The organism is Pseudomonas sp. LBUM1660, from assembly GCF_059695935.1.
Map to the genome: position 1 here is coordinate 1,585,316 of NZ_CP166795.1, position 19,679 is coordinate 1,604,994.

17 protein-coding genes and 1 pseudogene are annotated in these 19,679 nt (G+C 60.8%); 10 read left to right on the top strand and 8 right to left on the bottom strand.

Going from position 1 to position 19,679, the window contains the following annotated elements:
• Positions 1-81: 81 nt before the first annotated feature.
• From ACA068_RS07445 to pcaC, 9 genes and pseudogenes are all read left to right on the top strand, one after another.
• Entirely contained in the window at positions 82-939 is an 858-nt protein-coding gene (locus tag ACA068_RS07445; protein ID WP_074874180.1) for a CoA transferase subunit A, read from the top strand.
• Complete coding sequence (locus ACA068_RS07450; RefSeq protein ID WP_497308789.1) at positions 939-1,718, top strand: CoA-transferase subunit beta; 780 nt, start codon at positions 939-941, stop codon at positions 1,716-1,718. Before ACA068_RS07445 ends, ACA068_RS07450 begins: the two co-directional genes overlap by 1 nt.
• Positions 1,715-2,920 (top strand): 3-oxoadipyl-CoA thiolase, encoded by a 1,206-nt coding sequence (pcaF, locus tag ACA068_RS07455; protein WP_497308791.1) that lies wholly within the window; start codon positions 1,715-1,717, stop codon positions 2,918-2,920. The genes ACA068_RS07450 and pcaF overlap by 4 nt, the downstream gene beginning before the upstream one ends.
• 35 nt (positions 2,921-2,955) lie before the next feature.
• Positions 2,956-3,660, top strand: a complete 705-nt coding sequence (pcaH, locus tag ACA068_RS07460) for a protocatechuate 3,4-dioxygenase subunit beta (RefSeq protein ID WP_497308793.1) — start codon at positions 2,956-2,958, stop codon at positions 3,658-3,660.
• A 1-nt stretch (position 3,661) separates the two neighbouring features.
• Positions 3,662-4,228, top strand: a complete 567-nt coding sequence (gene pcaG, locus ACA068_RS07465) for a protocatechuate 3,4-dioxygenase subunit alpha (RefSeq protein WP_497308795.1) — start codon at positions 3,662-3,664, stop codon at positions 4,226-4,228.
• 196 nt (positions 4,229-4,424) lie between these two features.
• Positions 4,425-4,517, top strand: a pseudogene (locus tag ACA068_RS07470) (hypothetical protein); the annotation flags it as partial.
• A gap of 60 nt (positions 4,518-4,577) precedes the next feature.
• Positions 4,578-5,942: a 3-carboxy-cis,cis-muconate cycloisomerase gene (locus tag ACA068_RS07475; RefSeq protein ID WP_497308797.1), complete on the top strand. Its 1,365-nt coding sequence runs from the start codon at positions 4,578-4,580 to the stop codon at positions 5,940-5,942.
• An 11-nt stretch (positions 5,943-5,953) separates the two neighbouring features.
• On the top strand, positions 5,954-6,760 hold the full coding sequence (pcaD, locus tag ACA068_RS07480; protein WP_497308799.1) for a 3-oxoadipate enol-lactonase: 807 nt from the start codon (positions 5,954-5,956) through the stop codon (positions 6,758-6,760).
• Positions 6,761-6,770: 10 nt separating this feature from the next.
• Positions 6,771-7,163 (top strand): 4-carboxymuconolactone decarboxylase, encoded by a 393-nt coding sequence (pcaC, locus tag ACA068_RS07485; protein WP_010462533.1) that lies wholly within the window; start codon positions 6,771-6,773, stop codon positions 7,161-7,163.
• 194 nt (positions 7,164-7,357) lie between these two features.
• On the opposite strand, the gene ACA068_RS07490 is transcribed toward pcaC, so the two are convergent.
• The 5 genes from ACA068_RS07490 to emhA all read right to left on the bottom strand — a co-directional run bounded on the left by ACA068_RS07490 (position 7,358) and on the right by emhA (position 15,923).
• A complete protein-coding gene (locus tag ACA068_RS07490; RefSeq protein WP_497308801.1) occupies positions 7,358-8,173 on the bottom strand; it encodes a methyltransferase domain-containing protein in 816 nt (271 codons plus the stop codon).
• Positions 8,174-8,468: 295 nt separating this feature from the next.
• On the bottom strand, positions 8,469-9,728 hold the full coding sequence (locus tag ACA068_RS07495; protein ID WP_497308803.1) for an OprD family porin: 1,260 nt from the start codon (positions 9,726-9,728) through the stop codon (positions 8,469-8,471).
• 427 nt (positions 9,729-10,155) lie between these two features.
• Positions 10,156-11,616, bottom strand: coding sequence for an efflux RND transporter outer membrane subunit EmhC (gene emhC, locus ACA068_RS07500; RefSeq protein ID WP_497308805.1), 1,461 nt, complete (start codon positions 11,614-11,616; stop codon positions 10,156-10,158).
• Complete coding sequence (gene emhB, locus ACA068_RS07505) at positions 11,613-14,762, bottom strand: efflux RND transporter permease subunit EmhB (RefSeq protein WP_497308807.1); 3,150 nt, start codon at positions 14,760-14,762, stop codon at positions 11,613-11,615. Before emhB ends, emhC begins: the two co-directional genes overlap by 4 nt.
• Before the next feature lie 3 nt (positions 14,763-14,765).
• Positions 14,766-15,923, bottom strand: a complete 1,158-nt coding sequence (gene emhA / locus ACA068_RS07510; protein WP_497308809.1) for an efflux RND transporter periplasmic adaptor subunit EmhA — start codon at positions 15,921-15,923, stop codon at positions 14,766-14,768.
• A 264-nt stretch (positions 15,924-16,187) separates the two neighbouring features.
• On the opposite strand from emhA, the gene emhR reads away from it, so the two are divergent.
• Entirely contained in the window at positions 16,188-16,820 is a 633-nt protein-coding gene (emhR, locus tag ACA068_RS07515) for an efflux system transcriptional repressor EmhR (RefSeq protein ID WP_497308811.1), read from the top strand.
• 249 nt (positions 16,821-17,069) lie between these two features.
• On the opposite strand, the gene ACA068_RS07520 is transcribed toward emhR, so the two are convergent.
• Genes ACA068_RS07520 through ACA068_RS07530 form a run of 3 tightly spaced genes read right to left on the bottom strand, consistent with a single transcriptional unit; the run spans position 17,070 to position 19,633 of the window.
• A complete protein-coding gene (locus ACA068_RS07520; protein ID WP_497308813.1) occupies positions 17,070-18,119 on the bottom strand; it encodes an alkene reductase in 1,050 nt (349 codons plus the stop codon).
• A 23-nt stretch (positions 18,120-18,142) separates the two neighbouring features.
• Complete coding sequence (locus ACA068_RS07525) at positions 18,143-19,309, bottom strand: MFS transporter (protein ID WP_497308815.1); 1,167 nt, start codon at positions 19,307-19,309, stop codon at positions 18,143-18,145.
• A 3-nt stretch (positions 19,310-19,312) separates the two neighbouring features.
• Entirely contained in the window at positions 19,313-19,633 is a 321-nt protein-coding gene (locus ACA068_RS07530) for an ArsR/SmtB family transcription factor (protein WP_010462509.1), read from the bottom strand.
• Between the last annotated feature and the right edge of the window lie 46 nt (positions 19,634-19,679).

The window sequence follows — 19,679 nt, forward strand, 5'->3', positions numbered from 1 at the left end:
CTTAACCTTCAGGCATTCCGGCGCTTAACCTCGCGCCTTTTTCATCCACTGTCGGTTCAAAACAAAACGGGAGCCTGCCCCATGGCTGAAATCCTTTCGCTGCACGACGCGGTGAAGCAATTCGTCAACGACGGCGATACCGTCGCGCTCGAAGGCTTCACTCACCTGATCCCTACGGCGGCAGGTCACGAAATCATTCGCCAGGGCAAGAAAGATCTGACGCTGGTCCGGATGACGCCTGACCTGATCTACGACCAGTTGATCGGCGCCGGTTGTGCTCGCAAGCTGATTTTCTCCTGGGGCGGCAACCCGGGTGTCGGTTCGCTGCACCGTCTGCGTGACGCGGTCGAGAAGCAGTGGCCGCACGCGCTGGAAATCGAAGAGCACAGCCACGCCGACCTGGCCAATGCCTACGTCGCTGGCGCCTCCGGCCTACCGTTCGCGGTGCTGCGTGCCTACGCCGGTTCCGACTTGCCGAAGGTCAACCCGCTGATCAAAACCGTCACCTGCCCGTTCACCGGCGAAGTATTGGCGGCCGTGCCTTCGGTCCGCCCGGACATCACCGTGATTCACGCACAGAAAGCCGACCGCAAAGGCAACGTGCTGCTCTGGGGCATTCTCGGTGTACAAAAAGAAGCAGCGCTGGCTGCCAAGCGCTGCATCGTTACCGTTGAAGAAATCGTCGACGACCTCAATGCACCGATGAACGCCTGCGTGCTGCCGACCTGGGCCCTGAGCGCGGTCTGCCACGTCCCTGGTGGCGCGCATCCGTCCTACGCCCACGGTTACAACGAGCGCGACAACCGCTTCTACCAGGCTTGGGACCCGATTGCCCGCGACCGTGAAACCTTCACTGCGTGGATCAACGAATACATCCACGGCTGCGCTGACTTCAGCGAGTTTCAGGCCAAGCTGGCCGCTGCTTCGGAGGCCAAGTAATGACTTACACAACCAATGAAATGATGACCGTCGCCGCCGCCCGCCGCTTGAAGAACGGTTCGGTGTGCTTCGTCGGCATCGGACTGCCGTCGAAAGCCGCCAACCTGGCGCGGCTGACGTCCTCACCGGATGTCGTCCTGATCTACGAGTCGGGTCCGATCGGTGCCAAGCCAAGCGTGTTGCCGCTGTCGATCGGTGACGGCGAACTGGCGGAAACCGCCGACACCGTCGTCCCCACCGGTGAGATTTTTCGCTACTGGCTGCAGGGCGGGCGTATCGATGTCGGTTTCCTCGGCGCCGCGCAGGTCGACCGCTTCGGCAACATCAACACCACGGTGGTGGGCGATTACCACGCGCCGAAAGTCCGCCTGCCAGGTGCTGGCGGCGCGCCGGAGATTGCCGGTTCGGCCAAAAGCGTTTTGATCATCCTTAAACAGTCCGCGCGTTCCTTTGTCGACAAACTCGATTTCATTACCTCGGTCGGACATGGCGAGGGAGGTGATTCTCGCAAGCGTCTCGGCCTGCCGGGCGCAGGGCCAGTCGGCATCATTACCGACCTGTGCATCATGGAGCCGGAAGCGGACACCCATGAATTCGTGGTCACCGCGCTGCACCCGGGCGTGACTCGCGAGCAAGTGATTGCCGCCACTGGTTGGGCAATTCGCTTTGCAGAAAATGTCGAAAATACGGCTGAGCCATCGGATGTTGAGCTGAAGGCGCTCAGGGACCTGGAAGCCCGCACCGCCGCCGCCCACGGCCAAGCCCTTGGAGAAGCGTGATGCGTGACGTTTATATCTGCGACGCGATTCGCACCCCCATCGGCCGTTTCGGCGGTGGCCTGTCCGCGGTGCGTGCTGATGACCTCGCTGCCGTGCCAATCAAGGCGCTGATGGAGCGCAACCCGTCGGTGGACTGGACGGCTGTGGACGAGGTGTTCCTCGGCTGCGCCAACCAGGCCGGCGAAGACAACCGCAACGTCGCCCGCATGGCGCTGCTGCTGGCGGGCCTGCCGGAAAGCATTCCCGGCGTTACCCTCAATCGCCTCTGCGCGTCGGGCATGGACGCCATCGGCACCGCGTTCCGCGCCATCGCCAGTGGCGAAATGGAGCTGGCGATTGCCGGCGGCGTCGAGTCGATGTCCCGCGCGCCGTTCGTGATGGGCAAGGCCGATGCGGCGTTCTCGCGCAACATGAAACTGGAAGACACCACCATTGGCTGGCGCTTCATCAACCCGTTGATGAAAGCGCAATACGGCGTCGATGCAATGCCGCAGACCGCCGACAACGTGGCTGAAGATTACGAAATTTCCCGCGAGGATCAGGACGCTTTCGCACTGCGCAGTCAGCAGCGGACAGCCGCCGCGCAAGCTGCAGGATTTTTCGCTGAAGAAATCGTCGAAGTGCGGATTGCCCACAAGAAAGGCGAAACCGTCGTCAGCCAGGATGAGCATCCACGTGCCGACACCACGCTGGAAACCCTGGCCAAGCTGAAGCCGGTCAACGGTCCAGACAAAACCGTGACCGCCGGCAATGCTTCCGGTGTGAACGACGGCGCGGCGGCGATGATCCTGGCCTCCGCTGAAGCTGTAAAGAAACATGGCCTGACCGCCCGCGCCAAAGTGCTGGGCATGGCGAGCGCCGGCGTCGCACCTCGGGTGATGGGCATCGGCCCGGTGCCGGCAGTGCGCAAATTGACCGAGCGCCTCGGGCTTGCTGTCAGCGATTTCGACGTGATCGAACTCAACGAAGCCTTCGCCAGCCAAGGGTTGGCGGTACTGCGCGAGCTGGGCTTGGCGGACGACGCGGCTCAGGTCAACCCGAACGGTGGCGCCATCGCCTTGGGCCATCCGTTGGGCATGAGCGGTGCGCGTCTGGTCCTTACAGCGTTGCATCAGCTTGAAAAAACGGGTGGCAAGAAGGGGCTGGCGACCATGTGCGTCGGCGTCGGCCAGGGTCTGGCCTTGGCCATCGAGCGCGTCTGACGCCCGGCAGACTAATAAGAACAGAGGAAAGCGAAATGACTGACAAGCCTGGTTACCGTCGCCCGCAGGAAGGCACCCAGCCGGACTACCTGCACCCGACGTATCAATCCACCAACCGTCGCGCGCCGTCCAAGCCGTTGGTGTTTTTGCCGCATTCGTTGTCGGAAATTACCGGCCCGACCATCGGTGCCGAGCGTATCAACGAAAAGGACAACGACCTGACGGTGCAGCATGCGGGCGAACCGTTGGGCGAGCGCATCATCATCCACGGCCGCGTGCTGGATGAGGACGGCTTGCCGGTGCCGGGGATTCTGGTGGAGATCTGGCAGGCCAATGCCGCCGGTCGCTACAACCATGCCCGCGACCTGCACGACGCGCCGCTGGACCCGAACTTCACCGGCACCGGCCGCACCTTGACCGACGCTGATGGCTGGTACCAGTTCCAGACCATCAAACCCGGCGCCTATCCGTGGGGCAACCACCACAATGCGTGGCGCCCGGCGCACATCCATTTCTCGCTGTTTGGGCCGAGCATTCTGACGCGGTTGGTCACGCAGATGTATTTTCCGGGCGACCCGCTGCTGGCCTACGACCCGATCTACAACTGCGTACCGGATACCCGCGCCAAAGAGCGTTTGATCGCCACGTTCGATCTGGAAAAAACCATCCCTTCCTATGCCCTCGGTTATCGCTGGGACATCGTCTTGCGCGGCCGTGAAGCCACGCCGATGGAGAAATAAGATGACGCTGAACGCGACCACGTCCCACACCGTCGGGCCGTATTACCACATCGGCCTGACCTGGCTGAACCGCGAAGACTTGACCGTCGAACACACCCTCGGCGAGCGCGTGGCGATCACCGGGCAAGTCGTCGATGGCAATGGCGACTTCGTCAACGATGCGATGCTGGAAGTCTGGCAGGCCAACGCGGCCGGCAAATACGACCACCCCGAAGACGACCAGGCCAAGCCCCTGGACCCGAACTTCGAAGGCTTCGGCAGGGTGCCGGTGGATGCTGAAGGGCGTTTCCGCTTCACCACGATCAAACCCGGAACGGTGCAAGGCCTGAAGGGCTCGACCCAGGCGCCGCACCTGGTGGTGCTGGTGTTCGCTCGCGGGTTGGTGAAGCACTTGCTGACGCGGATTTATTTTGAGGGCGAACAGGCCAATGTGGCGGATCCGCTGCTGGAGTGTGTGCCGGCTGAACGCCGCAACACCTTGTTGGCGAAGAAGGATGCGTCCGGTGTGTACCAGTGGAATGTCGTCCTGCAGGGCACCGATGCCGAGACGGTGTTCTTCGACTATTAAATGAACACAGCTCCCACAGGGACATGTGTCGCTGATCTATCTGTGGAATGGGACTGTTGCAGAGTGTGTCTAGACTGCCATGGTCCCCAAAGAGTGAAGAACAATGACAACCCCCACCGCTATTCCAGCGCATTACACCGGCGAAGAGCGCAGCAAAAGGATCTTCGCGATTGTCGGCGCCTCGTCCGGTAACTTCGTGGTTTATATGTGCATGCAGCCGCTGTTCGGCATGCTCGCGGACAAGATCGGCCGACGTAACTCGATGCTGTGGTTCGGTGTATTGGGGACGCATCACGACCTTTGATCCATACGCGTGGGCCTCACCGGCCCATGCCTTCAGGGACTGTTTATGAACCAGCGACCGGGCAATCAATTGTTCGATGCCTATTTCACCGCCCGCGGCATGCGGGAAGTGTTCTGCGATCACGGCCGGGTGCAGGCCATGCTCGATTTCGAAGCGGCATTGGCCCGGGCCGAGGCGCGGGTGGGCTTGATTCCGCCATCGGCTGTCGCGTCGATCGAAGCGGCTTGTCAGGCGGGGCATTACGACTTTGCCGCACTCGGCGAGGCGATTGCCTCGGCGGGCAATTCGGCGATTCCGTTGGTCAAGGCGCTGGGCAAACAGATCGCCACTCACGATGCCGAAGCCGAACGCTACGTGCATCTGGGCGCCACCAGTCAGGACGTGATGGACACGGGTTTGGTGTTGCAACTGCGCCGCGCGCTGGAACTGATCGAAAGCGATTTGGCGCAACTGGGCGAAACGCTCTCCATCCAGGCTCAGCGTTACGTCGCCACACCGCTGGCTGGACGCACGTGGTTGCAGCACGCAACGCCGGTCACCCTCGGCATGAAAATCGCCGGTTGGCTGGGCGCCATCACCCGCAGCCGACAACGTCTGCAAGAACTCAAGCCGCGCCTGCTGGTGCTGCAATTCGGCGGCGCCTCGGGAACCCTGGCAGCCCTCGGCGACCAGGCGATGCCGATTGCCCAAGCCTTGGCCGGTGAGCTGCAATTGACGTTGCCGGATCAACCCTGGCACACCCAGCGTGATCGCTTGGTGGAATTTGGCGCGGTACTCGGTTTGATCGCCGGCAGCCTCGGCAAAACCGGTCGCGACATCAGCCTGTTGATGCAGACCGAAGCCGGCGAAGTGTTCGAGCCGTCGGCTCCGGGCAAGGGCGGTTCTTCGACCATGCCGCACAAACGCAACCCGGTGGGCGCCGCGGTGCTGATCGGTGCGGCGACTCGGGTTCCCGGTTTGCTCTCGACCCTGTTCAGCGCCATGCCGCAGGAACACGAGCGTAGCCTGGGCTTGTGGCATGCCGAATGGGAAACCCTGCCAGAGATTTGCTGCCTGGTGTCCGGCAGCCTCAAGCAAGCGTTGCTGGTGGCGGACGCACTGGAAGTGGACGCCGAGCGCATGGCCCGCAACCTCGACCTGACCCAGGGTTTGGTGCTGGCCGAAGCGGTGAGCATCGTCCTCGCGCAACGGGTTGGCCGCGACACCGCGCACCATCTGCTGGAGCAATGCTGCAAACGTGCTGTGGCCGAGCAACGGCATCTGCGAGCGGTACTCGGCGAAGAGCCGCAAGTAACCGCCGAGCTTTCTGCCCCTGAACTCGATCGTCTGCTGGACCCCGCCCATTACCTCGGCCAGGCCCGTACCTGGGTCGAGCGGGCGGTGGCTGAACATTCTGCGTTGACTGCCTGAAGGAGATTGCTGTGGCTTTCGTACAACTCGCCGAGGGCGAACTGAACTATCAAATTGAAGGGCCGCAAATAGACGGGCGGGACGACGCGCCGGTGCTGGTGCTCTCCAATTCGCTGGGCACTGATCTGCACATGTGGGACGCGCAAATCGCAGCGTTCTCCGAGCATTTCCGGGTGCTGCGTTTTGACACCCGTGGTCACGGCAAATCGCTGGTCACGCCGGGTCCGTACAGCATCGAGCAACTGGGCCACGACGTGCTGGCGCTGATGGATGCGTTGCACATCGAGCGCGCGCATTTTTGCGGGCTGTCCATGGGTGGCCTGATCGGCCAGTGGCTGGGCATCAATGCCGGTGATCGATTGAACAAACTGGTGGTGTGCAACACCGCCGCGAAGATTGGTGATCCGTCGGTGTGGAACCCACGGATCGAAACCGTGCTGCGTGACGGTTCGGCCGCGATGGTCGCCTTGCGCGATGCGTCGATTGCTCGTTGGTTTACCCCTGACTTTGCCGAGGCCAACCCGGCTGCCGCGAAGCGGATTACCGACATGCTCGCGGCCACTTCGCCTGAAGGTTATGCCGCCAACTGCGCCGCCGTGCGTGATGCCGACTTCCGTGATCAGCTATCCGCGATCAAGGTGCCGCTGCTGGTCATCGCCGGCACCGAAGACGCGGTCACGCCGCCGTCCGGTGGGCACTTTATTCAGGAACATGTGCAGGGCGCCGAGTACGCGGAGTTCTACGCTGCGCATTTGTCCAGCGTTCAGGCTGGCAGCGCGTTCAGCGAGCGGGTGCTTGCGTTTCTACTGGGTCATTGAGGAGATTTTCGTGGACGAAAAACAACGATACGACGAAGGCCTGGAAGTCCGTCGCGCGGTGCTCGGTGACGCCCATGTCGACCGCAGCCTGAATGCCCTGACCGAGTTCAACTCGGAGTTCCAGGAAATGATCACCCGCCACGCGTGGGGCGACATCTGGACCCGTCCGGGCCTGCCACGCCATACCCGCAGTCTGATCACCATCGCCATGCTGATCGGCATGAACCGCAACGAGGAACTCAAACTGCACCTGCGCGCCGCCGCCAACAATGGCGTGACCCGCGGCGAGATCAAGGAAGTGATCATGCAGAGCGCGATCTACTGCGGTATCCCGGCGGCGAATGCGACGTTTCATTTGGCGGAGTCGGTTTGGGATGAATTGGGGGTTGAATCGCGGGAGTGATCCTGGCGATTTGCGGTGTCTGAGCTGACGCCATCGCGAGCAGGGTCGCTCCCACAGGGGATGTCCGGTGAATACATGATTTGTATTCGCACAGGACCATTGTGGGAGCGAGCCTGCTCGCGATAGCGGTAGGTCAGCTTGCATCGATGGTGAATGACACACCGCCATCGCGGGCAAGCCCCGCGACCACAGGGTCAAGCGGTGGCGACAATGAAGATCCGCTTGAACGGAAACAGCGTGCGTCCATCGCATTCTCGCGGGTAATGCGCATGCACCCGCATCATGAAGTGATAAATGAACCGCGCCTGTTCCTCATCCTTTAAGCCTTGCATCACCGCCCGCAAGGCCGAGACCTTGATCCAGTCATAAATCGGCGACTTGCCGTCCACGACCTGCAACTGCTCGGTCTCCCAGATATCCAGCGTCCGTGTGATCGGTGAAAGCAACCGGTGGTAATTTTCCAGCGACAATAACGGCCGCGCCGCCATCGTCTCGCGCAGTTGTGGGGAGCCGAGCGGTTTGCCGTCGGAGCCGCCAACGTTGAGTGTATCGAGCATCAGTCCATACCAGACCGAATCCCGCCAGTCAGGCATGTGCGCCGCCAGGCAACCGCCCGGATTGAGATAACCTAGCAAACGCGGCAGCAACTGTTCGTGACCGTCGATGAAGTGCAGCACGGCGGCAGCAAAGAGCAGGTCGGCGGGTCGCTCCGGTTGCCAGTTCTGTAGATCGCACTGCTTCCACTGCGCGTTGATCGGCAAGCATCGGGCTTCCTGAAGCATCTGTTCCGAACTGTCGATGCCCATCAGGTGTGCGCGGGGCCAGCGTTTGGCCAAAACTTGCGTCGCGATGCCGGTGCCACACCCCAGGTCGTAGATGCGCTTGGGGTTTTTAATGTCGACACGGTCGATTAGCTCGTTCACCGGTCGTTGTCGAAGATGTGAGAATTGCTGGTAGGCCTTGGCGTCCCAGTCGCGTTTGACGGGATCCGATTTGAGTGGAGTGATCATGAGGTGGTCCTCTGGTGATCAAGTGGTTGTCTTCCGATGACAGCCTGGCTCAAGTCTTGCGGACCAACATCAACAGATAACGGAAGCGGGAAGGGGGGGGCGCCTGAGTCCTGTCAGGTTTTTTCACTGTAATTGAAGGTCGGTAAAGCGCCAGCCAATCGGACAGGTGGCGCAAATCCAGTGTGGGCGAGCCTGCTCGCGAAAGCGGTCTGTCAGCCACCCCAGTTCGGAATGTGCCGCTGCCTTCGCGAGCAGGTCGGATCGCCGTACCGTCGCGCCCACATTTGATCGGTGTTTACAGCAGGCTGATCGGATAGCTGACGATCAACCGATTCTCATCGAACTCGTTATTACTGAAGTCCCGGCGAATGGTCGAGTTGCGCCATTTGACGTTGAGGTCCTTGAGCGCGCCGCTTTGCACGGTGTAACCCAGTTCACTTTCGCGGCCCCATTCCTTGCCGTTGGTGATGGCTCCGGTGTGCACGTTGTCGCCGCTGATGTAGCGGTTCATCAGGGTCAGGCCGGGGATGCCGAGGGCGACGAAGTTGTAGTCGTGGCGCAGCTGCCAGGATTTTTCCCGGGCGTTGTCATAACTGGCGTTGTAGCTGTCGTTGGCCAGGGTGCCACCGCTGGTGCCGTTGACCCGCATCCAGGCGTTGTCGCCGGTGAGTTTTTGCAGGCCGACGTAAAAGGTGTGGCCGCCGTATTTGGCCGAGAACAGACCTGACCAGGTCTTGTTGTCCAGGTCGCCGGCTCGGGCGCTGCCGTCCTCCTTGCCGTAGAAGAAACCCAGGTTGGCGCCGAGGGTCCAGTCGCCAATGGGCTGACTGTGAATCAGATTCACGTACTGCTGGCTGTAGATGTCCTTGAGTTCGGCGTTCCACAGGCCGATCTGGGTACGCTTGTCGTTGAAGGCGTATTCGCCGCCCTGGAAGTTGAAGCGGTCGGAGGTAAAGGTCGGTTTTCCGGTCATCGACAGGTCGCTCATGCTGCTGTCGTCGCGCGGGCTATTGGCGCGGAACTGGCCGCCATAGAGCGTCAGGCCGGCGATTTCTTTCGAGGTGATCTGGCCACCACGAAAGGTTTGCGGCAGGGAGCGACCGTCGTCCGAGCGCAGGATCGGCAGCACCGGCATCCATTCGCCTACCTTGACTTCGGTTTGCGACAACCTGGCCTTGAACGCTACGTTGGTGCGACCGAAGTTGTCCGCCGGGCGGCCGTCGTGATCCAGCGGCAGCAACTGCGTCCCGCCCGTGCCTTTACCGCCATCGAGCTTCACCGAGTACAACCCCAGCACGTCCAAGCCGAACCCGACGGTGCCCTGGGTGAAGCCAGACTTGGCGTCGAGAATGAAACTTTGTGTCCACTCTTCCGCCTTGCCCTGGGCCTTGGTCGGGTTGGTGAAGTTGCGGTTGATGTAGAAATTGCGCAGGTTCAGGTTGACCTTGGCGCCTTCGACAAAACCCGACTCCTCGGCCATGGCGGGCAGTGCCGCGCTGGCCAGGGCGATGGCGATCAGGCTTGGGAAGTAGTAAGGCGTGGTGGAAGGCGTCATGGGCTCGGGTCTCTCTAATTGTTAGGGATGAAACGGGGCGCTGCCGCAACGTTGGGGTTGCAGACAAGGGATTCGATGTCGTGAAAAACGGGGTGGGGTCAGCCGGACAGGGCAGGGCGCGGGGGCATGGTGTCGAACCTGATGTTATTGGTCTTGTGCGACGAATGGTGCGGGGGATGGACTTGAGGGTTCAATCGGCAAAAGCGGGTTTTGGGCGGTTATCGAACGCATGTTGGTCTGAGGCTTTTGTGTTGTTTGGGCTGGCCTCTTCGCGGGCAAGCCTCGCTCCTACGGGTTGTGCCGGGTTCATGGAATATGATTTAGGAGCGAGGCTTGCCCGCGAAGGGGGCAGTCCTGACAACACACCTTTTCCCGCAGCCAACAAAAAGCCCACCAAAAAGGTGGGCTTGATGTTTTCACAGCGCTATCAGAACAACTTCATCTTCGGCGCTTCTTCTTTCAGCGGTTCGACTTTCGCCGTCTGTTCGTTCCAGCCACCACCCAACGCCTTGTACAGATTGACCGCGCTGACCAGCTGCGCCAGACGATCGGTGATCAGCACTTGTTGGGCACTGAACAGCTGACGCTGGGCGTCGAGGAAGGTCAGGTTGCTGTCGACACCGATACGGTAGCGACGCTCGGCCAGACGGTAGTAGTCCTGGTTGGCGGTGACGAAATCACGCTGCGCCTGCAACTGATCGGTGTAGGTCTGGCGGGCGGCCAGGCCGTCGGCGACTTCCTGGAAGGCCGTTTGAATGGACTTCTCGTAGTTCGCCACGCCGATGTCTTTCTGGATTTTCGAGTAATCCAGGCTGGCGCGCAGGCTGCCGGCGTTGAAGATCGGCAGGTTGATCTGCGGCGAGAACAACCAGGTGCCCGAACCGCCCTTGAACAGACCGGACAGGTCCGGGCTCAGGGTCCCGGCGTTGGCCGTCAGGCTGATGCTCGGGAAGAACGCCGCCCGTGCCGCGCCGATGTTGGCGTTGGCCGCTTTCAGGTTGTACTCGGCCTGGAGAATGTCCGGACGACGTTGCAGCAAGTCCGATGGCAGACCGGGCGGTACGTCGCTCAGCAGGTTGTCAGACAGTGGTTTGGCGGCTTGCAAATTGGCCGGGATGCCGGTTCCGAGCAGCAGCGCCAGGCTGTTTTCATCCTGCGCGACCTGACGGGTGTACTTGGCCAATTGTGCCCGGGCGTTTTCCACCGAGGTGCGCGACTGGGCCAGGTCCAGGGCCGAGGCCACACCGACTTCGTTGCTGCGCGCGGTGAGCTTGTAGCTCTCCTCGAACGCGCCGAGGGTGTCCTGGGTCAGTTTCAGCAGTTCCTTGTCGGCCTGCCAGGTCAGGTAGGCATTGGCCACGCTGGCCACCAGACTGATCTGCGTGCTGCGGCGGCCTTCTTCAGTGGCGAAGTATTTCTGCAGGGCTTCTTCGCTGAGGCTGCGAACCCGACCGAACAGGTCGAGTTCATAAGCGCTGATGCCGACGGTGGCCGAGTAGGAACTGGTAATCCCTGCTTGACCGGTCTGCGAAGCGTTAGCCGGAACGCGCTGACGGCTGCCGGTGCCATTGGCCGAAACAGCCGGGAACAGATCGGCACGCTGGATGCGGTACTGAGCGGCGAACGCGTCGATGTTCAGGGCTGCGACACGCAGGTCACGGTTGTTTTCCAGCGAAACCTGGATCAGCTGTTGCAGGGCCGGGTCATGGAAAAACTGCTTCCAGCCCTGTTCCGCAGCCGCCTGGCTTGGCGCCTGGGCCGGCGAATACGCCGGACCTTGCGGGTATTGGCCCGCCACTGGCGCCTCAGGCTGCTGATAATCGGGGATCAGCGAGCAGCCGCTCAGCACGAAGGCGGCAACTGCGATGGAGAGTAGCGACTTGCTCATTGGCCAGCCTCTTTAGAAGGTTCAATAGCGTCGTCCTGGTCGGCTTTTTTGCGTTGGCCAATGGACGACACGGTGACGAAGAACAGTGGGACCCAGAAGATCGCCAATACGGTGGCGGTGATCATACCGCCGATAACGCCCGTGCCGATTGCATGTTGGCTACCTGAACCGGCGCCCGTAGAAATCGCCAGCGGTACCACACCGAGCACGAAGGCCAGCGAGGTCATGATGATCGGTCGCAAACGCATCCGGCACGCTTCGATTGCCGCATCGCGCAGGCTACGCCCTTGCTCATGCAGTTCCTTGGCGAATTCGACGATCAGAATGGCGTTTTTCGCTGCCAGACCGATGGTTGTCAACAGACCTACCTGGAAGTACACGTCGTTGGAGAGTCCCCGAAGACTGGTGGCCAACAGCGCCCCGATGATCCCCAGAGGCACCACCAGCATTACTGCGATCGGAATCGACCAGCTTTCGTACAGCGCCGCCAGGCACAGGAACACCATCAGCAGCGACAACGCATACAGCGCTGGCGCCTGTGAGCCCGATAGTCGTTCTTCGTATGACAGACCGGTCCAGGAAATACCGACACCGGCCGGCAGTTTCTTGGCCAGGGCTTCGACTTCCGCCATGGCGTCACCGGTGGAGTAGCCCGGAGCCGGGGCACCGAGGATTTCCATCGCTTCTACACCGTTGTAACGCGAAAGCTTCGGCGCACCGTAAATCCACTCGCCCTTGGCGAAGGCTGAGAAGGGCACCATGGTGCCTGCGGCGTTACGCACATACCATTTTTTGATGTCTTCCGGGCTCATCCGCGAACCGGGTTGACCTTGCACGTAGACCTTCTTCACCCGACCACGGTCGATGAAGTCGTTGACGTAGCTACTGCCCAAGGCAATCGACAGGGTGCTGTTGATGTCGGTGAGGGTCAGGCCCAGCGCGCTGGCCTTCTCGTCATCGATTTCCAACTGGTATTGCGGCTCGTCGTTCAGGCCGTTCGGACGCACCTGATAAAGCACCTTGCTCTGTGCCGCCATGCCGAGGAACTGGTTGCGAGCCGCCATCAACTTGTCGTGACCGATACCGGCGCGGTCTTGCAGGAACACGTCGAAACCGGTGGCGTTACCCAACTCCAGTACCGCGGGTGGCGCGAAGGCGAACACCATCGCATCGCGAAAGGTGAAGAAGTGCTGCTGGGCGCGGGCGGCAAGTTTGAACACGCTGTTTTCCGCATCCCGCTGATCCCACGGCTTGAGCATGATGAACGCCATGCCCGAGCTTTGGCCGCGACCGGCGAAGTTGAAGCCGTTGACGGTAAAGACCGAGGCGACGGCGCTCGATTCCTTATCCAGCAGGTAAGAGCGCATCTCATCGATCACCACCTGCGTGCGCTCGGCGCTGGAGCCGGCCGGGGTCTGGACCTGGGCAAACAGCACGCCCTGGTCTTCTTCCGGCAGGAACGCCGTTGGGATGCGGGTGAACAGCCAGATCATGCCGACGACAATGATCAAGTAGGCCAGCAGGTACGGCGCCTTGTGCGTGAGCATGTTGCCTACGCCGCGCTCATAGCTTTTGACGCCGCGGTCGAAACTGCGGTTGAACCAGCCGAAGAAGCCGCGTTTGGGTGTGCCGTGCTCGCCTTTCGGAATCGCCTTGAGCATGGTGGCGCACAGTGCCGGGGTGAAGATCAGGGCAACCAGCACAGACAGGGCCATGGCCGAGACGATGGTGATAGAGAACTGCTTGTAGATCACGCCCGTGGAGCCGCTGAAGAACGCCATCGGCAGCAGTACCGCTGACAGCACCAGGGCGATACCGACCAGTGCACCCTGGATCTGCCCCATGGATTTCTTGGTGGCCTCCTTGGGTGACAGGCCTTCTTCACTCATGACCCGTTCGACGTTTTCCACCACGACAATGGCATCGTCCACCAGCAAACCGATGGCCAACACCATACCGAACATGGTCAGGGTGTTGATGCTGAAACCGAACGCCGCGAGGATCCCGAATGTACCCAGCAATACCACCGGCACGGTCATCGTGGTGATGACGGTGGCGCGGAAGTTTTGCAGGAACAGGAACATCACCAGGAACACCAACACGATCGCTTCGACCAGGGTTTCAACCACACCCTTGATCGACTCGGTCACCACTGGGGTGGTGTCGTATGGGAAGACCACTTCCATGCCTTGCGGGAAGAACGGCTTGAGCGTGTTGATGGTGTTGCGCAGCGCTTTCGCGGTGTCGAGAGCGTTGGCACCGTTGGCCAGTTTCACCGCCAGACCGGAAGCCGGTGCGCCGTTGAACTGAGCGTTGATGCTGTAGTTTTCACCACCCAGGCCCACATCGGCGACATCGGACAGGCGCACTTGCGAGCCGTCTTTGTTGACCTTGAGCAGGATCTTGTTGAACTGCTCGGCAGTCTGCAGGCGGGTCTTGCCGATGATGGTGGCGTTCAACTGCTGGCCGGGGGCAGCAGGCAGGCCGCCCAGTTGACCGGAGGACACCTGGATGTTCTGCGCTGCGATGGCCGCTTTCACGTCCACTGGCGTCAGGTTGAAGTTGTTCAGCTTGGCCGGATCGAGCCAGACACGCATCGCGTACTGGGAGCCGAAGACCTGGAAGTCACCAACACCGGCGGTCCGCGAGATCGGGTCCTGCATGTTCGACACGATGTAGTTGGACAGGTCGTCCTTGGTCATGCTGCCGTCGCGCGAGACCACGCCGATCACTAACAGGAAGTTTTTCACTGCCTTGGTCACGCGGATACCCTGTTGCTGCACTTCTTGCGGCAGCAGCGGGGTGGCCAGGTTCAGTTTGTTCTGGACCTGGACCTGCGCGGTATCGGAGTTGGTGCCCTGCTCGAAGGTCGCGGTAATGGTCATGCTGCCGTCGGAGTTACTTTCCGAGGAGACATAACGCAGGTTATCGATACCGTTGAGCTGTTGCTCGATCACTTGCACCACGGTGTCCTGCACGGTTTGTGCAGACGCGCCTGGGTAGGTCACGGAGATGGCAATGGCCGGTGGCGCAATACTTGGGTACTGGTTAATCGGTAGCTTGAGGATCGATAGAGCCCCGACCAGCATGATCACCAGGGCAATTACCCAGGCGAAAATCGGACGGTCGATAAAAAATTTCGACATGGTTTACTCCCCTTTGCCGCTGGAAGCCTTGTCAGCTGCCTGTGCGGGGGCCGGGTTCTTTGCGCCAACGTTAGTCGCTTCACTGGCTTTGACTTCGATGCCAGGTTTGACGTATTGCAGCCCTTCGGTGATCAGTCGATCGCCGGCCTTCAGGCCGTCTTCGATGAGCCATTGGCTGCCGACGGTGCGGCTGGCCTTGAGCTGACGCAGTTCGACCTTGTTATCCGCACCGACGACCAGCGCGGTCGGCGTGCCTTTGAGGTCGCGGGTCACGCCTTGCTGTGGCGCCAGGATCGCTGCGCTGTTCACACCGGCCTGCAGCTGGGCGTGAACGAACATGCCCGGCAGAAGTGTGTGATCAGGGTTCGGGAACACGGCACGCAGGGTCACGGAACCGGTGGTCTGGTCAACCGAGACTTCGGAAAACTCGAGCTTGCCTTCCTGCTTGTACTGGCTGCCGTCTTCCAGGGTCAGCTTGACCGCTGCCGCGGTGTCACCGGCCTTTTGCAGACGACCGCTTTCCAGTTCGCGGCGCAGCTCAAGCAACTCTACGGAGGACTGGGTGACGTCGACATAGATCGGGTCCAGTTGTTGGATGACAGCCATGGCATCGACCTGGCCGCTGGTCACCAGCGCGCCTTCGGTCACGTTCGAGCGACCGATGCGGCCGGAGATCGGCGCGTAGACCTTGGTGTAGCGCACATTGATCTGCGCGGTTTGCAGAGCAGCTTCCGATTGCATGCGGTTGGCCACGGCCGTGTCGTATTCCTGACGACTGACAGCCTGTTCGTTGACCAGTTGCTTGTAGCGATCCGAGATTGACTTCGTCTGTTGCAGGTTGGCTTCGGCGCTTTTCAGCGTAGCGTCATAGACCGACGGATCGATCTGATACAGCTGCTGGCCGGCCTTGACGTCGCCGCCTTCCTTGAACAGACGTTTGAGAATGATGCCGTTGACCTGTGGGCGCACTTCGGCAATGCGGAACGCGCTGGTACGACCCGGAAGTTCGGAAGTCAGGGTGAAGGCTTGAGGTTGCAGGGTTACAACGCCGACCTGAGGAGGTGGCGCGGCGGGTGCCGCTTCTTCCTTTTTGCATCCGCTGAGCAGTGATGCCAAGGCGACGGCAGTGACCAGAGCGGTAACAGCTGGCTTGAATTGCATGAAAATCCTCGGGTCAGGCGCGCATGAAGCGCACAAGAAATGTGGAAGGGTAAAAATAGGTGCCGGGTGGATAAGTAGCTTGCTAAGGAATATACTTACGTTCATGGTTGTTTGTAAACACCTTGACTGCGTATCCACCCTGTTACCAACGCCCGTCAAAGGTTCGAATTGTAAGCCGGGGACGAGACCCAAGAGCGCTCGCCCCACTTTTGTTCAGCGGCTGTTCAGACATCGCTGAAGCATCCTGATTGAGGTTTTACTGCCATGGTCCGTCGTACCAAAGAGGAAGCTCAAGAAACCCGCAGCCAGATACTCGAAGCGGCAGAGAAGGCCTTTTATGAAAGGGGCGTGGCGCGCACGACGCTGGCGGACATCGCGACCCTGGCCGGTGTGACTCGCGGAGCCATCTACTGGCATTTCAGCAACAAGGCGGACCTGGTGCAGGCCATGCTCGATAGCTTGAAAGAGCCGCTCGATGAAATGGCCAGGGCCAGTGAGAGCGAAGATGAACTCGACCCGCTGGGCTGCATGCGCAAACTGCTGATTCATTTGTTTCATCAAGTTGCCCTGGACCCGAAAACCCGACGCATCAATGAGATTTTGTTTCATAAGTGCGAATTCACCGATGAAATGTGCGACCTGCGTCAGCAGCGCCGAGAGGTCAGTCTCGAATGCAATGTGCGAATCGCCCTGGCCCTGAGTAATGCGGTGAATCGGGGGCAAATGCCCGAGGACCTCGACACGGCCCGCGCGGCCATCAGCCTGCACGCCTACATCGATGGCATGCTTTACCAGTGGCTATTGGCCCCCGACAGTTTTCAACTGCACACTGAAGCCGAGCGTTGGGTCAATACAGGGTTGGACATGCTGCGCTTGAGCCCCAGCCTGCGCAAATGAAACAAAATGCGTAATTGGATCCGGTTATGTCAACCATTAAGGCGAGTATTGATCCCTTCAATGCACGCCTTATTGCAATGGGATGCTTTTATATACGCACGCTCGTCAGGTTGAAAGGTAGCGAACTACGTATTTTGTAGGGATTTTGTGTCGAGCGTGTGAATCAGTGTGAAGCCCTGTGAATAACCATGGCGCAACAAAAAGCCCCGACTCTTTCGAGTCGGGGCTTTTGCATTTCAAGGGGGACGCTTACATCACTGGATAGTCGATGTAGCCGACCGGGCCCTTGGAGTAGAACAATTCAGGACGCGCCTCATTCAGCGGCGCATCGGCCTTCAAACGTGCAGGCAGATCCGGGTTGGCAATGAACGGCACACCGAAGGCGACTGCATCGGCTTTGCCGGAAGCCAGCCAGGCGTTGGCGGTGTCCTTGGTGAAGCGTTCGTTGACGATGTACGGGCCGCCGAACGCTTCTTTAAGTTGTGGGCCGAGGCTGTCGCCTGCGTCTTGCTCACGGGAGCAGATGAACGCGATGCCACGTTTGCCCAACTCCTGAGCGACATAGGTGAAGGTCTCGGACAGATTGTCGTCGCCCATGTCATGCAAGTCGGCACGTGGTGACAGGTGCACACCCACGCGGCCTGCCCCCCAGACTTCGATCGCAGCGTCGGTCACTTCCAGCAACAGGCGAGCACGGTTCTCCAGGGAGCCGCCGTAATTGTCGGTGCGCTGGTTGGTGCTGGTTTGCAGGAACTGGTCGAGCAGGTAACCGTTGGCGCCGTGGATTTCCACGCCGTCGAAACCGGCGGCCTTGGCGTTCTCGGCACCCACGCGGTAAGCGTCGACGATGTCGGCGATTTCAGCGGTTTCCAGGGCGCGCGGAGTTGGGTAATCAGCCAGAGGGCGAACCAGGCTGACGTGACCTTTTTGCTGGATGGCGCTCGGTGCGACTGGCGCTTCACCGTTCAGGTACAACTCGTGGGAAACCCGGCCGACGTGCCACAGTTGCAGGAAAATCTTGCCACCGGCGCCGTGGATCGCTTTGGTCACGTTAGCCCAGCCGCGCACCTGATCGTTGGACCAGATACCCGGGGTGTCCGGGTAGCCGACGCCCATTGGCGTGACCGACGTGGCCTCGCTGAGGATCAGGCCGGCCGAGGCGCGTTGTACGTAGTATTCGGCCATCAGGGCGTTCGGAACACGGCCTTCGTCGGCGCGGCAGCGGGTCAGCGGCGCCATGATGATGCGGTTGGCCAGCTCGATGTCGCCCAGTTTGATCGGATCGAAAATAGTCGTCATTTAAGTACAACCCTCGTGAGGTATCAGTTGGTAGCAGGGGCCAGTTCGGGATTACCGCGCTGACGGAAAGTAATCAGGGTCACCAGCAGGGCGAGTACCGCCAGTGCGGCTGCCGCGAGTGGAACACTGGTCAGGCCGAAACCGTGGGCGATGACGCTGCCGCCGACCCAGGCGCCCAAGGCGTTGCCGATGTTGAAAGCGCCGATGTTGAGGGTCGACACCAGGTTCGGCGCGGCCTTGCCGTAGGTCACCACGTTCACTTGCAGGGCGGGCACGGCGGCAAAGCACGCGGTGGCCCAGAGGAACAGGGTGATTTCGGCAGGGATCAGTGCGACGCTGGTCCAGGTCAGTACGGTCGAGATCACGGCCATCGAGATGAAGACGCCGATCAGCGTCGCGGCCATGCCTTTGTCAGCCAGCTTGCCGCCGATGATGTTGCCGACCGTCAGGCCCAGGCCGATGAGCATCAGGGTCCAGGTCACGCCTTTGGGCGAGACGCCGGTGACATCACCGAGCAGCGGGGCGACATAGGTGAACAGGGTGAATACCGACGCCGCGAACAGCGCCGTCATGCTCAGCGACAGCCAGATCCCGGCGCCTTTGAGGGCGCGCAATTCGGCGCGCATGTCGAGTTTCTCTTCATCGCGCTTGGCCGGCAGGAAGCGGATCAGGCCAATCAACGCGATCACACCAATCACGGTCACTGCCCAGAAGGTCGAACGCCAGCCGGCTTCCTGACCGAGCGCGGTACCCAGCGGAACGCCGAGTACGTTGGCCAGGGTCAGGCCGGTGAACATCAAGGCCACGGCGGACGCGCGTTTGTTCGCCGGAACGAGACCTGCCGCCACCACCGAACCGATACCGAAGAACGCGCCGTGGCAGAGGGCGGTGACCACACGGGCAAACATCAGCACGTTGTAATCGGTCGCCATGGCACAGAGCAGGTTGCCGATGATGAAGATGCCCATCAACGCTACCAGTGCAGCCTTGCGCGGTAATCTGGAGGTGGCCAGTGCCATGAACGGCGCACCGATGGCCACGCCCAGGGCGTAACCGGTCACCAGCCAGCCAGCGCCCGGGATCGATACGCCGAGATCAGCCGCCACGTCGGGCAGCAGGCCCATGATGACGAACTCGGTGGTGCCGATGGCGAAGGCGCTCAAGGCCAGAATGATAAGCGAGAGGGGCATTGGTTAATTCCTTGTCGGAGCGCTGAGCTCCTTGACGATGGCCGCGAGGAACGCCTGGATCACGTCCTCGTTGCGCTTGAAGAAGTGCCATTGACCGGCTTTCTGGCTGCTGATCAGTCCCGCACGTTGCAAGGTCGCCAAATGGGCGGACACGGTCGACTGCGACAGGCCGCAGCGTTGATCGATCTGTCCGGCGCAAATGCCGTACTCGTGGTTGTGGATCTGTTCCGGGAACTGGGTCTTGGGGTCTTTCAGCCAGATGAGGATGTCTCGGCGGACTGGGTGTGCCAGGGCTTTTATTATTTCGTCGAGGTCGATGGTCATGGGTTTGGGCTCGTGATGAGTAAAACGCTATATCGCGATGAGGCGA

Excerpts from the sequence above, each read along its gene's own strand:
- ACA068_RS07445 (WP_074874180.1), top strand. The coding sequence starts at position 82 with ATGGCTGAAATCCTTTCGCTGCACGACGCGGTGAAGCAATTCGTCAAC.
- ACA068_RS07450 (WP_497308789.1), top strand. The coding sequence starts at position 939 with ATGACTTACACAACCAATGAAATGATGACCGTCGCCGCCGCCCGCCGC.
- pcaH (WP_497308793.1), top strand. The coding sequence starts at position 2,956 with ATGACTGACAAGCCTGGTTACCGTCGCCCGCAGGAAGGCACCCAGCCG.
- pcaG (WP_497308795.1), top strand. The coding sequence starts at position 3,662 with ATGACGCTGAACGCGACCACGTCCCACACCGTCGGGCCGTATTACCAC.
- ACA068_RS07475 (WP_497308797.1), top strand. The coding sequence starts at position 4,578 with ATGAACCAGCGACCGGGCAATCAATTGTTCGATGCCTATTTCACCGCC.
- ACA068_RS07490 (WP_497308801.1), bottom strand. The coding sequence starts at position 8,173 with ATGATCACTCCACTCAAATCGGATCCCGTCAAACGCGACTGGGACGCC.
- ACA068_RS07495 (WP_497308803.1), bottom strand. The coding sequence starts at position 9,728 with ATGACGCCTTCCACCACGCCTTACTACTTCCCAAGCCTGATCGCCATC.
- emhC (WP_497308805.1), bottom strand. The coding sequence starts at position 11,616 with ATGAGCAAGTCGCTACTCTCCATCGCAGTTGCCGCCTTCGTGCTGAGC.
- emhB (WP_497308807.1), bottom strand. The coding sequence starts at position 14,762 with ATGTCGAAATTTTTTATCGACCGTCCGATTTTCGCCTGGGTAATTGCC.
- emhA (WP_497308809.1), bottom strand. The coding sequence starts at position 15,923 with ATGCAATTCAAGCCAGCTGTTACCGCTCTGGTCACTGCCGTCGCCTTG.
- emhR (WP_497308811.1), top strand. The coding sequence starts at position 16,188 with ATGGTCCGTCGTACCAAAGAGGAAGCTCAAGAAACCCGCAGCCAGATA.
- ACA068_RS07520 (WP_497308813.1), bottom strand. The coding sequence starts at position 18,119 with ATGACGACTATTTTCGATCCGATCAAACTGGGCGACATCGAGCTGGCC.
- ACA068_RS07525 (WP_497308815.1), bottom strand. The coding sequence starts at position 19,309 with ATGCCCCTCTCGCTTATCATTCTGGCCTTGAGCGCCTTCGCCATCGGC.
- ACA068_RS07530 (WP_010462509.1), bottom strand. The coding sequence starts at position 19,633 with ATGACCATCGACCTCGACGAAATAATAAAAGCCCTGGCACACCCAGTC.